Raw genomic sequence first — 18,592 nt, 5'->3', positions numbered from 1 at the left:
CATCTCCCTGTTCCCAATTTAAGGAGGAAGACTATGAAAAAAAACTTCATGTTCACATCCGAATCCGTGACCCCAGGACATCCAGATAAACTCTGCGATCGCATCAGTGATGCTATTGTAGACCGTTTATTGCAGCAAGACCCTTATGCTAGGGTAATTACCGAATGCGCCGTATCTACCGGAATTGTCTTCCTCGCTGCCCGATTTGAACCCAATGCTAATGTTGATTTCACCAATGTCGCCCGAAAAGTTATTGCTGAAGTCGGGTATGACCGACCGGATTTCAATAGTAAAACCTCAAGTATTTTAACCAGTCTAGAAGAATTACCACCCGATAAAATCCATAATTTTGATGAGAAAAAGCTATCGGATGCAGAAATAGAGGAAATCCCGGTTAAGAATCAAGTTACCGTCTTTGGATTTGCCTGTAATCAAACTCCAGCCTTGATGCCCTTACCGATATGGTTCGCCCACAAACTAGCACGACAATTAGATATTGCCCGACGCGATAAAACACTTCCCTATCTCGCCCCCGATGGCAAAACCCAGGTTGGGGTTGAATATAAAAATCGCCAACCGACTCGCATTCATAGCCTGACGATTATTGCTAGTCAAAATACTGAGACAAAACCCAACCTCGATCAACTGCGCCATGATATTCAGGAGGCGGTGATTCAGCCTGCGCTAAACGACGAAGCGATTCACCCGGATGAAAATACTCGCATCTTCGTCAATCCCGATGGTTTAGTGATTGGCGGGGGACCCTCACTGCATTCCGGATTGACAGGACGGAAGAACGCGATCGATACGTATGGAGAATATTCTAAACATAGTGGCGCAGCATTAAGTGGAAAAGATCCGATTCGGATTGATAGAATTGGGGCGTATGCTGCCCGATATGCGGCAAAAAATGTGGTGGCGGCAAATTTAGCCGATGAATGTGAGGTGCAATTAAGTTATACGATTGGACTTTCTCGACCGGTGAGTGTTGAAGTGGAAACCTTTGGCACAGGTAAAGTTGATGAACAGGAAATTATTGCTCGTTTAAAGGATAATTTTGATTTTCGTCTGGCGGGAATTATTCGTCAGTTTAATTTAAGATTTCTGCCGTCGTTGACTAAGGGAGGATTTTATCAAAAATTGGCTACTTATGGTCATGTGGGCAGGATGGATCTGGAATTGCCGTGGGAAAAAACCGATAAGGCTGAATTTTTGAAGGGGTGAGAAATGAAAAAACGGTTGATAATTCCATAAAAACATTGTAGAGACGTTGCATGCAACGTCTTTACAATCAGGGAAAAAGGGTTATAAAATACAGAATGTTTATCAACTATCAACCTGGGCGAGTTCCCAAAAATAGTTGTAGGTGGGCAAGGACGATACAGCTTGAAGTATTATCCTTGCGATCGCAAACTGGATCAAGGGCGCAAGCCTTGCGCCCCTACAAATTAACGAATGACAAAGAATATAAGACATAAGACAATTACAAAATCGTCCCCTGTAAACCAATCAGCAATCCACTCACCATCATGGCAGGCGTGCTAATGGGCATGGAGTTCAGACTTGGTGTCGCCGTTGGTTTATTGAAATAGTCATAAACCGTGCGGGAAAGGTTGCGAATTAACTCTGAGGCACTCGCATCATTGTGGGGACGTTTTACCAAGGTGACGATGAGATAGCGTTTGCCTGTGGGCATATCCACAATACCCACATCTCCTAATACTGAACCAATATCCCCCGTTTTATGGGCAACCGTCGCCCCTGAATCCAATCCTTGAGGAATTAGGGAATTATTCACAGTACGCTGCATGATATCCAACAACCGATCGCGCGATCGCAGACTCAATAATTCGCCTTGATTCACCTTATACAGCAAGTTTGCCATGTCTCTGGCATTGGTGGTATTCGTTCCTTCTAAATCCGGTAAGGGGTTATTGATTGTTGTTGCGGTTAATCCCCAGGAGATGAACCGTTGATTAACGGCTTGGATACCGCCGAGGCGATGAATAATCATATTCGTGGCAGTGTTATCACTAATCGTGATCATCTTGGTTGCCACTTCCAAGGCACTATACTGCGTCCCAGGTTTTTGATATTGCATGTCCCCTGAACCTTTGGCGATCATTTCCGGTTCCATGGTTAGGGGTTCATCTAAGCGAATTTTGCCCGCATCAACCTCTTGAAAAAATGCCACCAGAATCGCGACTTTAATCGTGCTGGCGGCGGGGAAGATAGAGTGACTTTGCCAGTCTAAGTAGGCACCGGTATCCAAATCCACCACAAAAACACCGGGTTGTAATTTCGGATTTTTGGCGACTAAGGTTTGGACTTGGGCTTTCAGGGGAGAGATTTCTTGGCGCAATGGGAGGGTTGGGGTAATGCTTTGATTCGTCGGGCTTTCTTGAGGGTTTTCCTGCGCCGCCTCACTTGATCGCATCGACATTTTGCTAGTGGGATCTAATACTGATAATAGAGTCCCTGCGATCGCGCCAATGCCCACGCCAAGAATCAATAGGCGAATAACGTGAATCCATATACCCGCCGAGCGTTTTTGGGAACGCCGACTGCGCCGGGATTTCCCCGTCTGAGTGGGTTGAGAACGAGGCGATTGACGCTTCGGTTTCGCCTCGGATTGAGTTGAGACAGTTGAACGCCGCGTTTGCCGACGGGGGCTATTGTCTCGACGTGGGTTCAAGGGTTGGGATAGGGGGGTTGCAGCCGGAGGGCGACGCATCTGACGATTTCCCAGAGGTGTTTCTCTGATGGGTATCCCGTTAATCGTCCGCAGTTTGGGTAGCTTCAGATTGGGGTAAATCGAGGGTTCACTGGGATTCTGGGTAGAACGGTTTAGGGGTATGGGCTTGGGGCGATTGGGATTTGAGGAATTAGGCTGAACCGCACGCAGACGACGTGGTGAGGGGGAAGAGGAGGGAGGATGAAGATCCTGTTCTAAGGGCAAGGGTTGTCGAGGGCGACGTTGACGAGAAGCCCGACGAGAACGATAGATTCCTCGGGGTTTGGACTCGTTGCGATCGGGTTTATACGGATTGCCCCTAGACACTGCCACTGAACATACCTCCAAACACAACTAACGTCTAAATCTCTACTCTTCAAGCCGTCATCAATGCTTTCCTGACGGTGTGAACCTGGCTATTGTCACAATTTATCGACGGAAAGTCTATAGTCTAAGACAGTAGCTAGGATTCTGACTCCTCCTGTTCTGACTCCTCCTGTTCTGACCTCGGCATAAATTGTACCGCCCATTCCGTCTGACGGAGAATACCTCTCAGCATGGCGACATCCTCTGGGGTGAGCATAGCTCGGTAATACAGGCGTCTAAACTTTTCCATGCGGGATGTCGCGGTATGGGGATGTAGGTAGCCAATCTTTAATAATACGGCTTCTAAGTGTTGGAAGTAAGCCTCGATTGCATCTAAGGAAGCTGTGGGAGCCTGTAGAGACGTACCATGGTGCGTCTGGGGAGCTTGTAGAGACGTGCCATGGCGCGTCTGGGAAGATGGGGAGGCGAGTTGAAACAGTTCATAACAGCAAACTGCCACCGCCTGCGCTAAATTTAACGAGGGATACTCTGGATTAGCGGGGATACAGACAAATCGCTGGGCATAGTTGAGTTCATCATTACTTAACCCCCGATCTTCGGGTCCAAAAATCAGGGCAGAGGTGATATTCTCCTCCAATAACCAGGGTAATGCCAAGCGTGGTGGTTCCAGAGTCGTCGGCAAATGACGAGTACGGGCAGTGGTTGCGATCGCACGTTGACATCCCTGTAACGCTTCAGGTAACGTTGCCACCTGTTGGGCTGATTCTAAAACATCGATACCATGAACCGCCATCTGCCGCGCTTCTGATGCCCTCGGATTACAATGAGGATTGACCAACCATAACTGGTGTAACCCCATATTTTTCATCACCCGCGCAACTGATCCTACGTTTAAAGCACCTGCAGGTTCGACTAAGATAATTCGTACATTCGCTAACGTCATGCCTTGTCTGCGGACAGATAGTCTGCTAATTTACTGCCTTTGTTCTTATTCTCGGATAAATATCGCACTTTTCGAGACAAATAGAGCCGCTTCTCCACCCCTTCCCTTCCCTGTCTTCAGAACGATGGTTAGAAATTTGGAATTGTCCTACACTAATACATAGGTAGACATAAATTCAACGCTGTTAGGTTTTGTAATCATGATGTCAATCCCGACCAAGCTTCAATGATCCCAGACAAATGACCCGCCTCACGCACTAATACGGCTCCGCGAAAACCTGTCGTATTTTAGCAGAAAAAGTTTTATCTGAAAGCAAATTAATCGAGACATTATGCACGGCTGTACTAGGTATTTATGTCCCTGTATATTAGTCAACGCTGATCACCTGACAGACCCGATTGAACTCTGGTCACTTGAGAGAGCTTGAGCAACTTTACCTAACCCGGTTTATTCTACTTTAGCTTTATAAAGTCTTCATCATAGAAACAAAAAGTCTTTATGAAGTTTTAGTAAAGTACCCTCAATCCCACCTGTCATTTTCCAATTATTGTTCTATTTATAGATATAGAGGGTGTAATTTCCATGCGTTACCCTAGAAACAGGAGCGAAACTTGTTTATCTCATTTGGTTTGAAAAGAAGAAGGAATCAACTATCGCTACACGACTCTCTACCCTGACAACCCCGCTGAAAACGAAAAGCAAAACACTGTAATTTCGCAAAATATTCTCGGAGATTGAATAATGCCACAACAGCTTATTGTTACCAACACACAAGACAATGGCGCTGGTTCTTTAAGAGAAGCACTGACTTTAGCCCAATCGGGAGACACGATTAAATTCAGTTCCAGTATCGCCGGAGACACGATTACCCTGACCACAGGTCAACTAGAAATTAGCCCAGGGAAAGATATTACCATTGATGGGGCGGACGCTCCTGGTTTAACCATTAGCGGGAACAAAGAATCCCGCATTTTTTATGTCAACTCGAATCAAGATTTCAACGCCAGTCTGACGTTAAAAAACCTTGACCTGATCAACGGCTATACCAATGAACGCGGTGGCGCAATCGAAATCACCCACCAAGGCGCATTAACGGTCGATAATGTTCAGTTTAAGAACAATGTCGCGGATAATGGTGGCGGTGCAATCTACAGCGCCTGGGAAACCGATTTAATCGTTAACGCCAGCACCTTTGATAATAATAAAGCCGTTGCCGGAAATGATGAACGCGGTGCTGGTGCCATTGCCTTTGTTAGTCCCGGAGAAATCACTGTAACCAATAGTGAATTTACCAACAACCAAGGGATTAACGGCGGGGCAATTAATAGTCTCCAAGGCAAATTAACCATTGAGAACTCCACGTTCCTCAACAACCACACTACTGCCGCATTTTACGATACTGGCAACAAAAATCCATTCTTAAGAGGGTACGGGGGTGCCGTCTACACTGACCGCGCTAGTAGTGGAAGTGATGCCACCTCTGGCACAATTCAGATTATCGATAGTGTTTTTGAAGGAAATAGAGGTCGCGGGGAAGGCGGTGCGGCTTACCTCTACACAGGAACTCAAGACAACGTAATTATTGAAGGTAGCCTCTTTGAAAATAACGAAATTTTAGCACTCCCTAACGGCGGAAATAAAGGGAATGGAGGTGCCGTTGTCCAACTCAGCAATGGACTCAACAAAGGATTAGTTGTTCGTGACACAACCTTTGCTAATAATACAGCAGCCAATCAGGGCGGTGGTTTATGGACCTATGACGCCCCGGCGAAAATTATTAACAGCACGTTTTCCGGGAATCAAACCACAGGCGATACATCAGGAAGTGTCGGCGGTGGAATGACATTGTACAGTCCCACGGAAATTATCGACTCGACTATTGCTTACAATAACGCGAGCTGGGTTGGTGGTGGAGTATCGGCTAGCAAGAATGCCGATGTCAGCGTCAAGAATACCATCTTTTACGAGAATACAGCTGATAATGGCACAAATGATTGGGGGATTCAGCAACACACGAATAAGGAATTAACTGACAAGGGTGGGAATGTCCAATATCCACCGAAAGCCACCAATAACTGGAACGATTACAATGCGACTGCCAAGATTAGAATCATCGATGCCCAATTAAGTCCATTGCAGGATAACGGGGGTTCGGTTCCGACGCATACTGTGGGAAATCCTGAGGTAACAGCAGGGGCTTTCTTTGAAGATTCGGGTTCAACTGATGGCGGTGATGTGACAAACAATGACCCCACATTAGTCTCTCCCATCGCTGACCAAACGGTTGAAGCCGAAGACTCCTTCAGTTTAGATATCACCAATAACTTTACTGATGCTGATGGCGATAATTTAACCTACTCTGCCACATTAGCAGATGGAACTGCCCTTCCTTCCTGGTTAACCTTTGACTCACAAACTGGTACATTCAGCGGTACTCCGGACACAGGTGATGAAACTCAACTGAATATCTTGGTCACAGCATCAGATGGGCAAGGGGGTACACAAACTGATGGGTTTGAGTTAGATATTAATCCTGCACCTGTAGTTAACAATGACCCCACCTTAGTCTCTCCCATCGCTGACCAAACGGTTGAAGCCGAAGACTCCTTCAGTTTAGATATCACCAATAACTTTAGTGATGCTGATGGGGATAATTTAAGCTACAGCGCCACATTAGCAGATGGAAATGACCTTCCTTCCTGGTTAAGTTTTGACTCACAGACTGGTACATTCAGCGGTACACCAGACACAGGCGATGAAACTGCACTAAATATTTTAGTCACAGCATCGGATGGGCAAGGAGGAACACAAACCGATGGGTTTGAGTTAGATATCACTCCTGCACCTGTAGTCAACAATGACCCAACTTTAGTTTCTCCCATCGCTGACCAAACCGTTGAAGCCGAAGACGCCTTCAGTTTAGATATCACCAATAACTTTACTGATGTAGATGGCGATAGTTTAACCTACAGCGCCACATTAGCAGATGGAAATGCCCTTCCCTCTTGGTTAACCTTTGACTCCCAGACAGGTACATTCAGCGGTACACCAGACACAGGCGATGAAACTGCACTAAATATTTTAGTCACAGCATCGGATGGGCAAGGAGGAACACAAACCGATGGGTTTGAGTTAGATATCACTCCTGCACCTGTAGTTAACAATGACCCAACTTTACTCTCTTCCATCGCTGACCAAACGGCAAAGACTAAAGAAGTTTACAGTCTAGATATCAGTGACTATTTCACTGACCCCGATGGCGATGCCCTCACCTTCTCTGCTACAGGTTTACCTAAAGGATTAAACCTGAATCCGGGCACGGGTGTAATTAGTGGCACTCCCCGCAATAAAGCTATCGGCACTAACCCGATTACTCTCACCGCTAATGACGGTAATGGCGGGGAAATCAGTGATGTCTTTGACTTAACAGTTAATCGGGGAACAACAAATAATGGCAATGCCAAACCGAAACTCAAGTTCAACAATGATCTGTTGTTCCTCAAGGGTAACTCTCAAGCCAATAATCTCCTGTTCACACTTACGGGTAACAACTCACCTTTTGTCAGTGAAGTTGGCATTTTTGAAGTGGATAACGTGGCGGGAAAGATTAATGGGATTAAACCCGGAGAAACCGGTTATCTGCAAGCCGCTTTGAACGAAGGAAACGTTCTGTTCTCCAGTTTGCCCAATGATTTTGCTGGCAATAACTTGACCCGGATTTTAGATGTGGAGCAAGTTTTCGGTGAGACGACTCCCAATCTGGGATTTTATCTGGTGCAAAACAGCACAACGGATAATGTTCGAGCCGCTTTAGACGCAGGACAAACACCAACGAATGTCTGGTTTAGTCTTCCGGGCGCTAATGCCAACAGTACGGATTATTTTGAGGTACTGAATGGGGAGAGCAATCAGTTTACTCTCAATTGGCAAAACTCCATGGCAGAGAGTAACGATACTCTGACGCTAACCGTTGAACCGACAAATGAGTCTCCAGCGTTAGGAACTCAATTACAAGGAGAACGAGAACTCATTGATTTACGTGGACAAACCAATCCGGTAGACGCGAATTTTATCGAGATCAAGAGTCATGCTGGTTTCGATAATTCCGTCGGCTTGTATGTGATTGAAAACGAAGAGGGAGCCGTTGAAGACCCCATGACAGGTCAACTGATTTACCCAGAAAACGAAGGTTATGCCCAAGCCGCCCTTGCCCAATCAGTGGTTAGTGATGTGAATCGGGGGATGGCGACATTTGACACCCAATTAGAGGGAGGAAGTCTGCTGGCACCTTATATTATCGCCAATGGAACCACGGAGGAATGGTTTGCCGAGAATTCTAACAATCAGTACCTGGGTTATGGAGAACCCATTGCCTACTTTGCCCATTTAGGTGCGAATCCTGATGGGGTTGACCACATTCGCCTTCTGGGTGATAACACCTTTGGCTTTGAGGATTTGTATGGAGGTGGTGACCAAGATTTTAATGATTTCACCTTCCAGGTTGATTTAACCGTTGCCTAACGTCTGGCATTGAAGAGGGCGACCCGATTTTATTGAAGGGATTGGAGTTGTTAATTGATGCAGGCGGGTCGCCCCTACAGGTTATTTGGCATCATTTTCAATCCCACCCAATTGTAGGGTGCGTTAGCGTTCGCGAAGCGTTCCCGAAGGGTAGCGTAACGCACCGTTGTTCTGGAAAAATTAACTATTGGTGGGTTACGGCGGATAGTCAATTAAATAGTATTTGCCCGAATAAAGTTCTGCCTAACCCACGATGGCGGTTTACAGGATTACAGGTTACAAGGAGTTACGATTGAGGAGTTAACTGCTCCTGAACGTAACATGGCACGAGTACGCTCTAAGTCAGATCTACCGACCAAAATCTGCCCCGTCTGCGAACGTCCTTTCACTTGGCGCAAAAAATGGGCGAAATGCTGGGATAATGTAAAGTTCTGCTCGGAACGCTGCCGCCGACGCAAATCCCAAGCCAGTTGACTATCAAGGAGTTCGTGAATTCAATGCAACCCAAATTAATTATTCATGGTGGTGCCGGAAGCGCCCTGAAAACCAAAGACGCCACCCAAGCGGTGCGCGATTCGCTTTATAAAATACTTGATGAGGTGTATGCCTTGTTATCATCGGGTGCAAACGCCCGTGAAGCGGTGATTCGAGGTTGTCAACTCCTCGAAGATGAACCCCGCTATAATGCCGGAACGGGTTCAGTCTTACAATCTGATGGACAGATTCGCATGAGTGCATCGCTGATGGATGGTAAACCTCAACGCTTTAGCGGTGTGATTAATGTCTCACGGATTAAAAATCCCATCAATTTGGCGAAGATTTTGCAAGATTGTCCCGATCGCATTCTCTCGGATTTTGGGGCGGCGGAATTGGTGCGGGAAGTGAATGCACCGATTTACAACCCCTTGACGGAAAAGCGTTTACAGGAATGGTTACAGGATAGACAGGACAACTTTGAACGGACGATGGCGGATGTGGTCAGCGAACCAGAACTCCTTTCTTCGGAAGCCGGACGTGGCACAATTGGAGTTGTGGCATTAGATAGTCAAGGCGGCTTGGCGGCGGGTACATCCACCGGAGGAAAGGGATTTGAACGCATTGGTCGAGTCAGCGATTCGGCAATGCCTGCGGGGAATTACGCCAACTTAAACGCCGGGGTAAGCTGTACCGGAATTGGGGAAGATATCATTGATGAATGCTTCGCCGCACGGGTGGTGGTGCGTGTCACCGACGGTTTATCCTTAGCCGAAGCCATGGAACGTTCTATAAAAGAAGCAAAGGAGAATCGGCGGGATTTAGGTGCGATCGCCATTGACGCTAGGGGTGCGATCGCCTGCGGAAAAACCAGCCAAATTCTCCTTGCTGCTTACCATACCGGACACCAAAAGGGAGACACACTAGAAATGATTGAGGAGGTGCAAACGGTATAGCAGAGGTTATCCTTCATCAATAGGCTCAATCAACCAATCTCGCGGGTTGCCTGGATGGAGACAGTATTTCTGGGCAAGACGTGCTGTTCCATCCCAGCTTCCGGCTAATTATGGATTAATCAGCCTTTGTTTGGAGTTAACCACAACTAACGTAATACGCTTGTTTACAGTGTATTACGCTCTTGTCTGTAGTTTCACTGATCAACTCGCTTGAGTCAAGTTTTGTTTGCAAATCTTTATAAGGATAGATATCTGTAAATTCTAGGAGAGGGTTCCCCAACGATAAGCAACGTCTAGTTTTCCCGAAAACTTGAAAAATCTAGAGAATTCACGGATGAAACCCCTCAACTGTTAGGGAATAATAAAGAAGAACAACATGATTCAATCCAACTAAAACGCCAGTAGGGGAATAGGCGAAACAATGCGAAGAATTCTAATCATTGAAGATGACATAAGCCTGCGTGATAATTTATCCGAAATTTTAGCAATGGAAGGATATAACCCGTCCAATGGCTATGATGTAATTTCCACAGATAACGGGTCAAGTGGCGTCAACTTTAGCTTATGTCTGAACCCAGAATTAATTATTTGCGACATTAATCTGCCCGGATTTGATGGGTATACTGTGTTATCACAACTGCGCCGATTTGGTCGCCAAACCCCGTTTATTTTTTTGACAGCAAAATCCGAACCCAGGGATATTGAACGCGGGATACGTCTAGGAGCGAATCTGTATGTAACCAAACCTTATGTCTTGGAGGAATTTATCAGTATGGTGAAGCGAGTGTTAACGGATATCCCTTCTCCCTCTTCTGCATCAAAAGTATAGCGCTACGCGCCAGGGAATAGGCAATAGGCTTTCTTGCAATAGTGAAGTTGTAGAGACGTTGCATGCAACGTCTCTACCATAAGATGCGTCTCCCAAGATCCAGTCGTCTTTAGACGACTGGATAAGAGTTTTAGTCCATTGCCCACCAACTATGACGTTACCCATTGACTTTGCTAGTGTAAAATAGGCTAATAGTCTCACTGTTATATTGTTTTTATTTTGGATATTGCAAAAATGAATTAAATCCATTTTGCAAATACATTTTATCTTATATTCCTTATCTTTGCTGTGATTTGGCAACAGGAGTGGTATACTCTCAGGAAGATTAACTTTTATACAGATAAAAATCTGTCTACTATTAACAAATGATCCCTCAAGTTACAGTAATCGATCACCCATTCGTACAGCACAAGCTAACCCTTATGCGTCAGGCTGACACCAGTACAGCTAAATTTCGTCAACTGATGAAAGAAGTTGGCGGCTTGCTAGCTTACGAGGTAACGCGGGACTTACCGCTTAAATACGCACCGATTAAAACACCTCTGGCTCCCATGCACGCTCCCATGCTGGCTTCAGATAAGAAAATGGTGATTGTTTCGATTATGCGGGCAGGGCAAGGGCTGGTTGATGGTATCTTAGAATTGATCCCTTCCGCCCGCTTGGGGCATATTGGCTTGTATCGCGATCCAACGACTCGGATTCCGATTGAATATTATTGCAAACTGCCTCATGATATTGAACACCGAGACATCTTGGTTGTTGATCCCATGGTGGCTACAGGGAATACAGCCGTAGCAGCCGTGGATCGGGTGAAGGATTTTATCCCGTTGTCCATTAAATTTTTGTGCTTGCTAGCTGCACCGGAGGGAATCGCAAATTTCCATGATCATCATCCGGAAGTCCCTCTGTATACCGCCGCGATTGATGAAAGCTTAGACGAGCATGGTTATATTTTGCCCGGACTTGGGGATGCAGGCGATCGCTTGTTTGGGACAAAATAGCAGTAAGCTTTGTGTTGCAATTGATATCTGTCATGAATCGCACTATTTCAGTGAAACAGCTTCCAGTAGAAGAAATTAGCGCCGAACGCTTTCAACCCTTCGGTCAATTAATCACACCGACAGCCGATGATAAACCCTATGATGCAACAGATGCCCAATTAGTTCTGCACGACGGTACTCCCCGCTTTTACATCATGCGCTTGTATCACAGAGGTCGCAAATTTCACACAATCACGCGCCATCAGCAATGCACCCAATGTTTGGGTTCTCTAGAAGGGAAAGACTGGTGGATGGCGGTTGCACCTGCTTGTGAACGTGAACAACCTGCCATTGATGACATTAAAGTTTTCCGAATTCCGGGAAACTGTTTCATCAAGTTAGAATTAGGAACTTGGCACGCCGGTCCTTATTTTGAACATGATGTTGTCGATTTCTATAATTTGGAACTGAGTGACACAAATGAGGTTGACCACTTTACCTATGATTTGAAGGAAAGCCACAATTTAGAGTTGGAAATTGTTTGACGTATCACCTCAATAAACTTGTCACTTGTTAGTAAATGAAATACGGGGCGATCGCTGTGCTAGAATCGGACTTTATTCCATCTATTTATATTGAAAGGGGAGACCTAAAATGAGGTTTATTAGTCCCAAAATCGATTATGCCTTTAAAAAAATATTTGGTTCCGAACAAAGCCAAGAGATTTTAATCAGTTTTCTCAATGCAATAATTTATAACGAAGAAAAAATCATTCAATCCCTAACAATTGTCAATCCCTATAATCCGGATCAGGTGATGACCTTAAAAGAAACGTATTTAGATGTCAAAGCTGTTTTAGCGGATGGGTCTATTGTGGTCATTGAAATGCAAATAGCGCCGATGACTGCCTTTAACAAGCGGGTAGCTTATAACTTGACCAAAGCCTATAGTAACCAGTTAAAAACAGGCGATGATTATCCTTTACCGAATCCAGCAATTGCCGTAACAATTACTGACTTTACCTTGTTTGCCAACACAGATCAGGTAATTAACCAATTTGTCTTTCAAGAGAAAACCCAAAAAATTGAACTTCTAGATGGTGAATTGAAGCTAATTTTTGTCGAACTTCCCAAATTCAATAAAACCTTGTCTGAACTACAGAGTTTAACCGATAAATGGATTTATTTCCTGAAAGAAGCAGCGAGTTTGGAGAGTGTTCCTGATAATTTAGGGGAAGTTTCAGAGATAGAACTTGCTTTAAACCTTGCTAATCAAGCCACAATGACGGTAGAAGAGTTGGAGGTGGTTGATCGGCGAGGCATAATGTTGCAAGATGAAAAAGGGCGGCTGGCTTATGCTGAAGAAAAAGGAAAAGAAAAAGGAAAAGAAGAAGGGAAAGAAGAAGGGCGACTACAACAGACCAAAACTCTAGTAGGGCGTCTAATCCTGAAGCGTTTTGGCGAAATCCCGTTGGCAATCAGCCGCAAAATTGAAGAATTACCGTTGAGTGATTTGGAACGGTTAGCTGAGGAAATTTTCGATTTTCAAAGTTTGCCGGATTTAGCCAGTTGGTTGGAGGATCGCCAGTAGGAAGGACGAAGCGCCCCTCAATCTGAGCAAAAATGGTAGGATGATCATAAAAATGCCGCCCTAAGCGGTGGTTTATTATGGGTTAGCCGTTAGCCACTGGGACTCGTGCAAGATTGCCTGTGAACGCTGACTCCCCTATTCATGCCCTTAGTCTTGAGTGTCTAACCTTAACCCTAGACAAAGCGCGATTAGACGTATCCCTCTCCTGCTATGTTAAAAAACTTACTTGGCGATCCAAACACCCGCAAACTTAAAAGATACCAACCGTTCGTTGCCGATATCAACGTTCTGGAAGAAGATATCCGATCGCTCTCCGATGAGCAACTCCAAGGGAAAACCGTAGAATTCAAGCAGCAGCTTGAAAAAGCGACAACCGATCGTGAGCAAGAAGAACTGTTAGAGGATCTCCTACCCGAAGCCTTTGCCGTCGTGCGGGAAGCTGCATGGCGGGTTCTGGGAATGCGCCATTTTGATGTGCAGCTATTAGGTGGTGTTGTGCTGCACCGGGGAGAAATCGCGGAGATGAAAACGGGTGAGGGGAAAACCCTTGTATCCACCCTCCCAGCTTATCTCAACGCTCTAAGTGGCAAAGGGGTACATATTGTTACCGTTAACGATTACCTGGCACGCCGGGACGCGGAATGGATGGGACAGGTACACCGCTTCTTAGGATTAACGGTAGGACTGATTCAGTCAGGGATGGGTCCTGCGGAACGACAGCGCAACTACGGCTGTGATATTACCTATGCCACAAACAGCGAGTTGGGGTTTGACTACTTGCGGGATAATATGGCAACCTCAATGAATGAGGTGGTGCAGCGTCCCTTCAATTACTGCATCATTGACGAAGTAGACTCCGTACTCATTGACGAAGCCCGCACCCCCCTGATTATTTCTGGACAGGTGGAACGCCCTACCCAGAACTATATGAAAGCGGCTCAAATCGCTAAAATGCTTCAGCCGGAGGAGCATTATGAGGTTGATGAAAAAGCGCGTAATGTCATCCTCACGGATGAAGGCTTTATCGAGGCGGAAAAACTCCTAGAGGTTGGGGATTTGTATGACCCGGAAAATCCTTGGGCGCACTATATCTTCAACGCGATTAAGGCAAAGGAACTGTTTACCAATGACGTAAACTATATCGTGCGTAACGACGAAGTGGTCATCGTCGATGAGTTTACCGGACGGGTTTTACAGGGACGACGTTGGAGTGATGGACTGCACCAGGCGATTGAGGCAAAAGAAGGCGTCGAGATTCAAAAAGAAACCCAAACCCTAGCGACAATTACCTATCAAAATTTCTTTTTGCTTTATCCCAAGCTAGCCGGGATGACCGGAACAGCCAAAACAGAAGAAGCCGAATTTGAAAAAATCTATAACCTACAAGTCACGATTATCCCCACCAATAAGCCCCCCGGACGGCGGGATATGTCGGATGTAGTGTATAAAACTGAGGAAGCCAAATGGAAAGCGGTGGCACGAGAATGTGCGGACATGCATGAGCAAGGACGCCCAGTATTGGTGGGTACAACCAGTGTGGAAAAATCAGAAGTGCTTTCGCGTTTGTTAAGCCAATTGGACGTTCCCCATAATCTGCTCAATGCCCGACCGGAGAACGTGGAACGGGAATCAGAAATTGTTGCCCAAGCGGGGCGCAAAGGGGCGGTGACGATCGCGACGAACATGGCAGGACGTGGTACCGATATTATCTTAGGGGGTAACGCGGATTACATGTCGCGGCTGAAAGTGCGGGAATATTTCATGCCGCAGATTGTCATCCCCGAAGAAGAAGATTCTTTTGCGGCTATGGCAGGAGGGGGTGGGAAACGCTCCCAAGCCCAAGGGTTTGCGCCAGGGAAAAAGGTGAAAACTTGGAAGGTAAGTCCGCAGATTTACCCGACTCAGTTGTCTCCGGAAACCGAGCAAAAGCTGATTGAGGCGGTGAAGTTTGCGGTGCAGCAGTATGGGGAACGCAGTCTACCGGAATTAGAAGCCGAAGAAAAAATAGCGATCGCGGCGGAAAATGCCCCGACGGATGACCCAGTGATCCAAAAGCTGCGGGAGGTTTGTCGGGCGGTGCGAAAGGAATATGAAGCCTTTACTCATAAAGAACAGGATGAGGTGATCAAAACCGAGCCGATCGGCGGATTGCATGTGATTGGTACCGAACGCCACGAATCTCGCCGGATTGATAACCAACTCCGGGGACGGGCGGGACGCCAAGGTGACCCGGGTTCGACGAAGTTTTTCCTCAGCTTAGAGGATAACTTGCTGCGGATTTTTGGGGGCGATCGCGTGGCGGGGATGATGAATGCGTTCCGGGTAGAGGAAGATATGCCGATCGAATCGGGAATGTTGACTCGTTCCTTAGAAGGGGCGCAGAAAAAAGTGGAAACCTTCTACTATGACACCCGGAAACAGGTGTTTGAATATGACGAGGTGATGAATAATCAGCGGCGGGCAATTTATGCCGAACGTCGTCGGGTGTTAGAAGGATTAGATCTCAAAGAACAAGTCATCCAATATGCGGAGAAGACGATGGATGATATTGTAGACGCCTACGTCAACCCGGATTTGCCGCCGGAAGAATGGGATTTAGGCAGCTTGGTGTCCAAGGTACAAGAATTTGTCTATTTGCTGCAAGATCTCCAGCCAGAACATCTGGATGATATGACAGTCACGGAGATTAAAACCTTTTTGCATGAAGAAGTCCGCAAAGCTTACGACATTAAAGAAGCCCAAATCGATCAAATTCAACCGGGATTGATGCGACAAGCAGAACGGTTCTTCATCTTGCAGCAGATTGATACCTTGTGGCGGGAGCATTTGCAATCAATGGATGCGTTGCGTGAGTCAGTCGGGTTACGCGGTTATGGGCAGAAAGACCCACTGATTGAGTATAAGCAAGAAGGATATGAAACCTTCTTGGAAATGATGATTGACATTCGTCGCAATGTGGTGTACTCACTGTTCCAATTCCAGCCGCAAGTGCAACCGCAAGCGGTTTAGTCATTTGTCATTTGTCATTTGTCATTTGTCATTTGTCCTTTCCGATACGAGGGTTTAATCCTGCGCTAAGCAAGGGCGCAAGCCTTGCGCCCCTACGAATCATCAAATTACTTCTAAAAACAAAAGAAGGGGGACAATTTTCTCCGACCCCCTTCTTTTCTAGAATCCTTAGTCATTGATGCTAAGAAAAAGTCACGCTGACTCGTCTTTATAATAGGGATCTGTTGGAGTATACTGAACAATATAGTATTCGCCATTTAAAAATGACTTCCCAAACGCCATCGATTCAATTTTTTGAAGGACTTCCTGAAGAACTGAGCAATGTTAGCTTACGGCGAAATCGAAGTTCGGGCGTGCGTTCAGTATTAATGAGTTTCGATTCCTTAAAAGCGATAGAAAAATTCCAGAGTTATACTAAACGATTCGCCAACGCCTTGCTCTTAATTGATGAAGAAGGGCAGATTAGTGTGGAACCATCATCGGTTAAATTTATATTCGGTGGTCCAGAAGGCGATGATTTAAGGCGGGTAGACTGCGAATTTGAAGTCGAACGCCAAGATCACTGGGATCGTTTCATGCGCTTTATGCACCGCTATGCCGAAGCCAATGGTATGGCTTACGGTGACACAAAACAAGCACAGGGAGCAGAGTAGGTTAATCGTGAAAATCGCTATTACTGGAGCAACCGGATTTATTGGTTCTCGCTTAGTCAAGCGTCTGCTTGAGTTAGAGCATCAACCGATGATTTTAACCCGAAACCGAGCCAAAGCAACTCGGCTGTTTCCTGATTTAGAGATTGTCGGCTATACTCCCACCGAATCGGGATCTTGGCAAGACGCGATCGCAGGGTGTGATGGGGTGGTGAATTTGGCAGGAGAACCCATTGGAGAGAATCGCTGGACACCGGAACGGAAACAAGCAATTCTTGATAGTCGCCAACTGGGAACTCGGCGAATTGTTGAAGCAATCAGCCAAGCTCAACCAAAACCCAGCGTTTTAGTGAATGCGTCGGCTGTTGGCTATTACGGGACTAGCGAAACGGCAACGTTTGACGAAACCAGTCCCCCCGGAGATGATTTCCTCGCCCAAGTCTGTCAGGCGTGGGAAGCGGAAGCGCAGAAGGTGAAAGAGGCTGGGGTGCGATTGGTTATCCTCCGGTTTGGCATTGTTTTAGGAGATGGTGGCGCACTAGCGAAAATGTTACCTCCATTTCAACTATTTGCTGGGGGTCCAATTGGTAGTGGGCGTCAGTGGTTTTCTTGGATTCACCGAGAGGATTTGGTGAACTTGATTATCAATGCACTCACCCGTAATGAAATGGAAGGAGTTTTCAATGCTACAGCACCCAATCCTGTGCGGATGTCGGAATTTTGTCAGACTTTGGGGGATGTTATGAATCGTCCCTCCTGGTTACCTGTTCCCAGTATTGCCCTAGAAGCGTTATTAGGAGAGGGGGCTAAGGTGGTGCTAGAGGGTCAAAAGGTGTTACCTAAGCGGACAACTAGCAGTGGTTTTAACTATGACTATGCCAATGTCAAACCTGCGTTAGCTGATATTGTGACTTCTAATTGAGTATTCAACCGGACATAAGTAGGTTGGTGGAAATAAACTCAACTAGATCAAGTTATATTAACAAGCCTCAAACCCTTACAAATGACGAATGACGAATGACAAATGACGATCTCTACCATTAACTTTAATTTTCCCCACCTACTTAACATAATATGACCCAGCAGCAAACCCAGCGCCCCTTACGTCGAGGTCGAATATTTACTCAACATACAATACCGCCGCAAGAACTAGCAAGACGTAAAGCAGAACGAGACGCACGGTATCAATGCTGTTTCTCGGTTTTTGAACGAGTTCGGGATGAGTTAATCGGGGATCACTATAACTGGTTTATACTAATTGAGCCAAATAGTGGGGACTATTTTATTGATCCCGATGAAGATAAGGCGGTGGAAAAGGTGCGTCAAAAGTATCCGACTGGCTGGTTGATGACATTCCGGATTAATCAGACGGGAGCCTGCGGCATGATATGATTTATGGCAGATTTGGCGATATTGGTGAGCTTTTTTTTGAGATTGATTTGATTACAGCCGAGGGTGAAGCGTTTCAAGTTGATGCGTTGTTGGAACGGGATTTACGACAGGTTGGTTAGCGGTTAATAGTCAAGATATCGATGATGCGCCAGTGGGAGTGTTAACGTTAGAGCACCGGGGGAGTAAT

General features: G+C 46.1%; 16 protein-coding genes. 14 read left to right on the top strand and 2 right to left on the bottom strand.

The genetic code is table 11. The features are described 5' to 3' along the window. Positions 1–33: 33 nt before the first annotated feature. Together metK and RIC07_RS31820 are read left to right on the top strand one after the other, a co-directional pair. Entirely contained in the window at positions 34–1,224 is a 1,191-nt protein-coding gene (gene metK / locus RIC07_RS31825; protein WP_446398013.1) for a methionine adenosyltransferase, read from the top strand. 50 nt (positions 1,225–1,274) lie between these two features. Continuing rightward, positions 1,275–1,478 carry a hypothetical protein gene (locus tag RIC07_RS31820; protein WP_446398012.1) on the top strand — a complete coding sequence of 68 codons (204 nt, stop codon included), beginning with the start codon at positions 1,275–1,277 and terminating at the stop codon, positions 1,476–1,478. Positions 1,479–1,483: 5 nt separating this feature from the next. On the opposite strand, the gene RIC07_RS31815 is transcribed toward RIC07_RS31820, so the two are convergent. Next, positions 1,484–3,067, bottom strand: a complete 1,584-nt coding sequence (locus tag RIC07_RS31815; protein WP_446398011.1) for a serine hydrolase — start codon at positions 3,065–3,067, stop codon at positions 1,484–1,486. A 130-nt stretch (positions 3,068–3,197) separates the two neighbouring features. Beyond that, complete coding sequence (locus RIC07_RS31810) at positions 3,198–4,004, bottom strand: RNA methyltransferase (protein WP_446398010.1); 807 nt, start codon at positions 4,002–4,004, stop codon at positions 3,198–3,200. A gap of 741 nt (positions 4,005–4,745) precedes the next feature. On the opposite strand from RIC07_RS31810, the gene RIC07_RS31805 reads away from it, so the two are divergent. The 12 genes from RIC07_RS31805 to RIC07_RS31750 all read left to right on the top strand — a co-directional run bounded on the left by RIC07_RS31805 (position 4,746) and on the right by RIC07_RS31750 (position 18,524). Next, positions 4,746–8,525 carry a putative Ig domain-containing protein gene (locus tag RIC07_RS31805; RefSeq protein ID WP_446398009.1) on the top strand — a complete coding sequence of 1,260 codons (3,780 nt, stop codon included), beginning with the start codon at positions 4,746–4,748 and terminating at the stop codon, positions 8,523–8,525. Between the two features lie 321 nt (positions 8,526–8,846). Continuing rightward, on the top strand, positions 8,847–8,999 hold the full coding sequence (locus RIC07_RS31800) for a DUF2256 domain-containing protein (protein ID WP_446337469.1): 153 nt from the start codon (positions 8,847–8,849) through the stop codon (positions 8,997–8,999). 23 nt (positions 9,000–9,022) lie between these two features. Next, positions 9,023–9,955 (top strand): isoaspartyl peptidase/L-asparaginase, encoded by a 933-nt coding sequence (locus RIC07_RS31795; RefSeq protein ID WP_446398008.1) that lies wholly within the window; start codon positions 9,023–9,025, stop codon positions 9,953–9,955. Between the two features lie 421 nt (positions 9,956–10,376). Continuing rightward, entirely contained in the window at positions 10,377–10,784 is a 408-nt protein-coding gene (locus RIC07_RS31790) for a response regulator transcription factor (protein ID WP_446398007.1), read from the top strand. 365 nt (positions 10,785–11,149) lie between these two features. Beyond that, positions 11,150–11,785: a uracil phosphoribosyltransferase gene (upp, locus tag RIC07_RS31785; protein ID WP_446341941.1), complete on the top strand. Its 636-nt coding sequence runs from the start codon at positions 11,150–11,152 to the stop codon at positions 11,783–11,785. Between the two features lie 32 nt (positions 11,786–11,817). Continuing rightward, positions 11,818–12,309 (top strand): ureidoglycolate lyase, encoded by a 492-nt coding sequence (locus RIC07_RS31780; protein ID WP_446398006.1) that lies wholly within the window; start codon positions 11,818–11,820, stop codon positions 12,307–12,309. Between the two features lie 109 nt (positions 12,310–12,418). Continuing rightward, complete coding sequence (locus RIC07_RS31775; RefSeq protein ID WP_446398005.1) at positions 12,419–13,354, top strand: Rpn family recombination-promoting nuclease/putative transposase; 936 nt, start codon at positions 12,419–12,421, stop codon at positions 13,352–13,354. A 210-nt stretch (positions 13,355–13,564) separates the two neighbouring features. Next, on the top strand, positions 13,565–16,363 hold the full coding sequence (secA, locus tag RIC07_RS31770) for a preprotein translocase subunit SecA (RefSeq protein WP_446378220.1): 2,799 nt from the start codon (positions 13,565–13,567) through the stop codon (positions 16,361–16,363). Between the two features lie 263 nt (positions 16,364–16,626). Further along, positions 16,627–17,016: a photosystem II reaction center protein Psb28 gene (gene psb28, locus RIC07_RS31765; protein WP_446378218.1), complete on the top strand. Its 390-nt coding sequence runs from the start codon at positions 16,627–16,629 to the stop codon at positions 17,014–17,016. 7 nt (positions 17,017–17,023) lie between these two features. Next, positions 17,024–17,935 carry a thylakoid membrane protein ThyD gene (gene thyD, locus RIC07_RS31760; protein ID WP_446398004.1) on the top strand — a complete coding sequence of 304 codons (912 nt, stop codon included), beginning with the start codon at positions 17,024–17,026 and terminating at the stop codon, positions 17,933–17,935. A gap of 152 nt (positions 17,936–18,087) precedes the next feature. Continuing rightward, a complete protein-coding gene (locus RIC07_RS31755) occupies positions 18,088–18,405 on the top strand; it encodes a hypothetical protein (protein ID WP_446398003.1) in 318 nt (105 codons plus the stop codon). Then, positions 18,402–18,524 carry a hypothetical protein gene (locus tag RIC07_RS31750; RefSeq protein ID WP_446398002.1) on the top strand — a complete coding sequence of 41 codons (123 nt, stop codon included), beginning with the start codon at positions 18,402–18,404 and terminating at the stop codon, positions 18,522–18,524. Before RIC07_RS31755 ends, RIC07_RS31750 begins: the two co-directional genes overlap by 4 nt. Positions 18,525–18,592 lie beyond the last annotated feature (68 nt).

This window comes from Coleofasciculus sp. E1-EBD-02 (genome assembly GCF_040218245.1).
Classification (GTDB): domain Bacteria; phylum Cyanobacteriota; class Cyanobacteriia; order Cyanobacteriales; family Coleofasciculaceae; genus Coleofasciculus.
Note: the sequence above shows the minus strand (reverse complement) of the source record. Positions and strands in the feature narration are given on the sequence as shown.

Excerpts from the sequence above, each read along its gene's own strand:
- RIC07_RS31750 (WP_446398002.1), top strand. The coding sequence starts at position 18,402 with ATGATTTATGGCAGATTTGGCGATATTGGTGAGCTTTTTTTTGAGATT.
- metK (WP_446398013.1), top strand. The coding sequence starts at position 34 with ATGAAAAAAAACTTCATGTTCACATCCGAATCCGTGACCCCAGGACAT.
- RIC07_RS31755 (WP_446398003.1), top strand. The coding sequence starts at position 18,088 with ATGACCCAGCAGCAAACCCAGCGCCCCTTACGTCGAGGTCGAATATTT.
- psb28 (WP_446378218.1), top strand. The coding sequence starts at position 16,627 with ATGACTTCCCAAACGCCATCGATTCAATTTTTTGAAGGACTTCCTGAA.
- RIC07_RS31790 (WP_446398007.1), top strand. The coding sequence starts at position 10,377 with ATGCGAAGAATTCTAATCATTGAAGATGACATAAGCCTGCGTGATAAT.
- upp (WP_446341941.1), top strand. The coding sequence starts at position 11,150 with ATGATCCCTCAAGTTACAGTAATCGATCACCCATTCGTACAGCACAAG.
- RIC07_RS31800 (WP_446337469.1), top strand. The coding sequence starts at position 8,847 with ATGGCACGAGTACGCTCTAAGTCAGATCTACCGACCAAAATCTGCCCC.
- RIC07_RS31820 (WP_446398012.1), top strand. The coding sequence starts at position 1,275 with ATGCAACGTCTTTACAATCAGGGAAAAAGGGTTATAAAATACAGAATG.
- secA (WP_446378220.1), top strand. The coding sequence starts at position 13,565 with ATGTTAAAAAACTTACTTGGCGATCCAAACACCCGCAAACTTAAAAGA.
- RIC07_RS31775 (WP_446398005.1), top strand. The coding sequence starts at position 12,419 with ATGAGGTTTATTAGTCCCAAAATCGATTATGCCTTTAAAAAAATATTT.
- RIC07_RS31810 (WP_446398010.1), bottom strand. The coding sequence starts at position 4,004 with ATGACGTTAGCGAATGTACGAATTATCTTAGTCGAACCTGCAGGTGCT.
- RIC07_RS31780 (WP_446398006.1), top strand. The coding sequence starts at position 11,818 with ATGAATCGCACTATTTCAGTGAAACAGCTTCCAGTAGAAGAAATTAGC.
- RIC07_RS31805 (WP_446398009.1), top strand. The coding sequence starts at position 4,746 with ATGCCACAACAGCTTATTGTTACCAACACACAAGACAATGGCGCTGGT.
- RIC07_RS31795 (WP_446398008.1), top strand. The coding sequence starts at position 9,023 with ATGCAACCCAAATTAATTATTCATGGTGGTGCCGGAAGCGCCCTGAAA.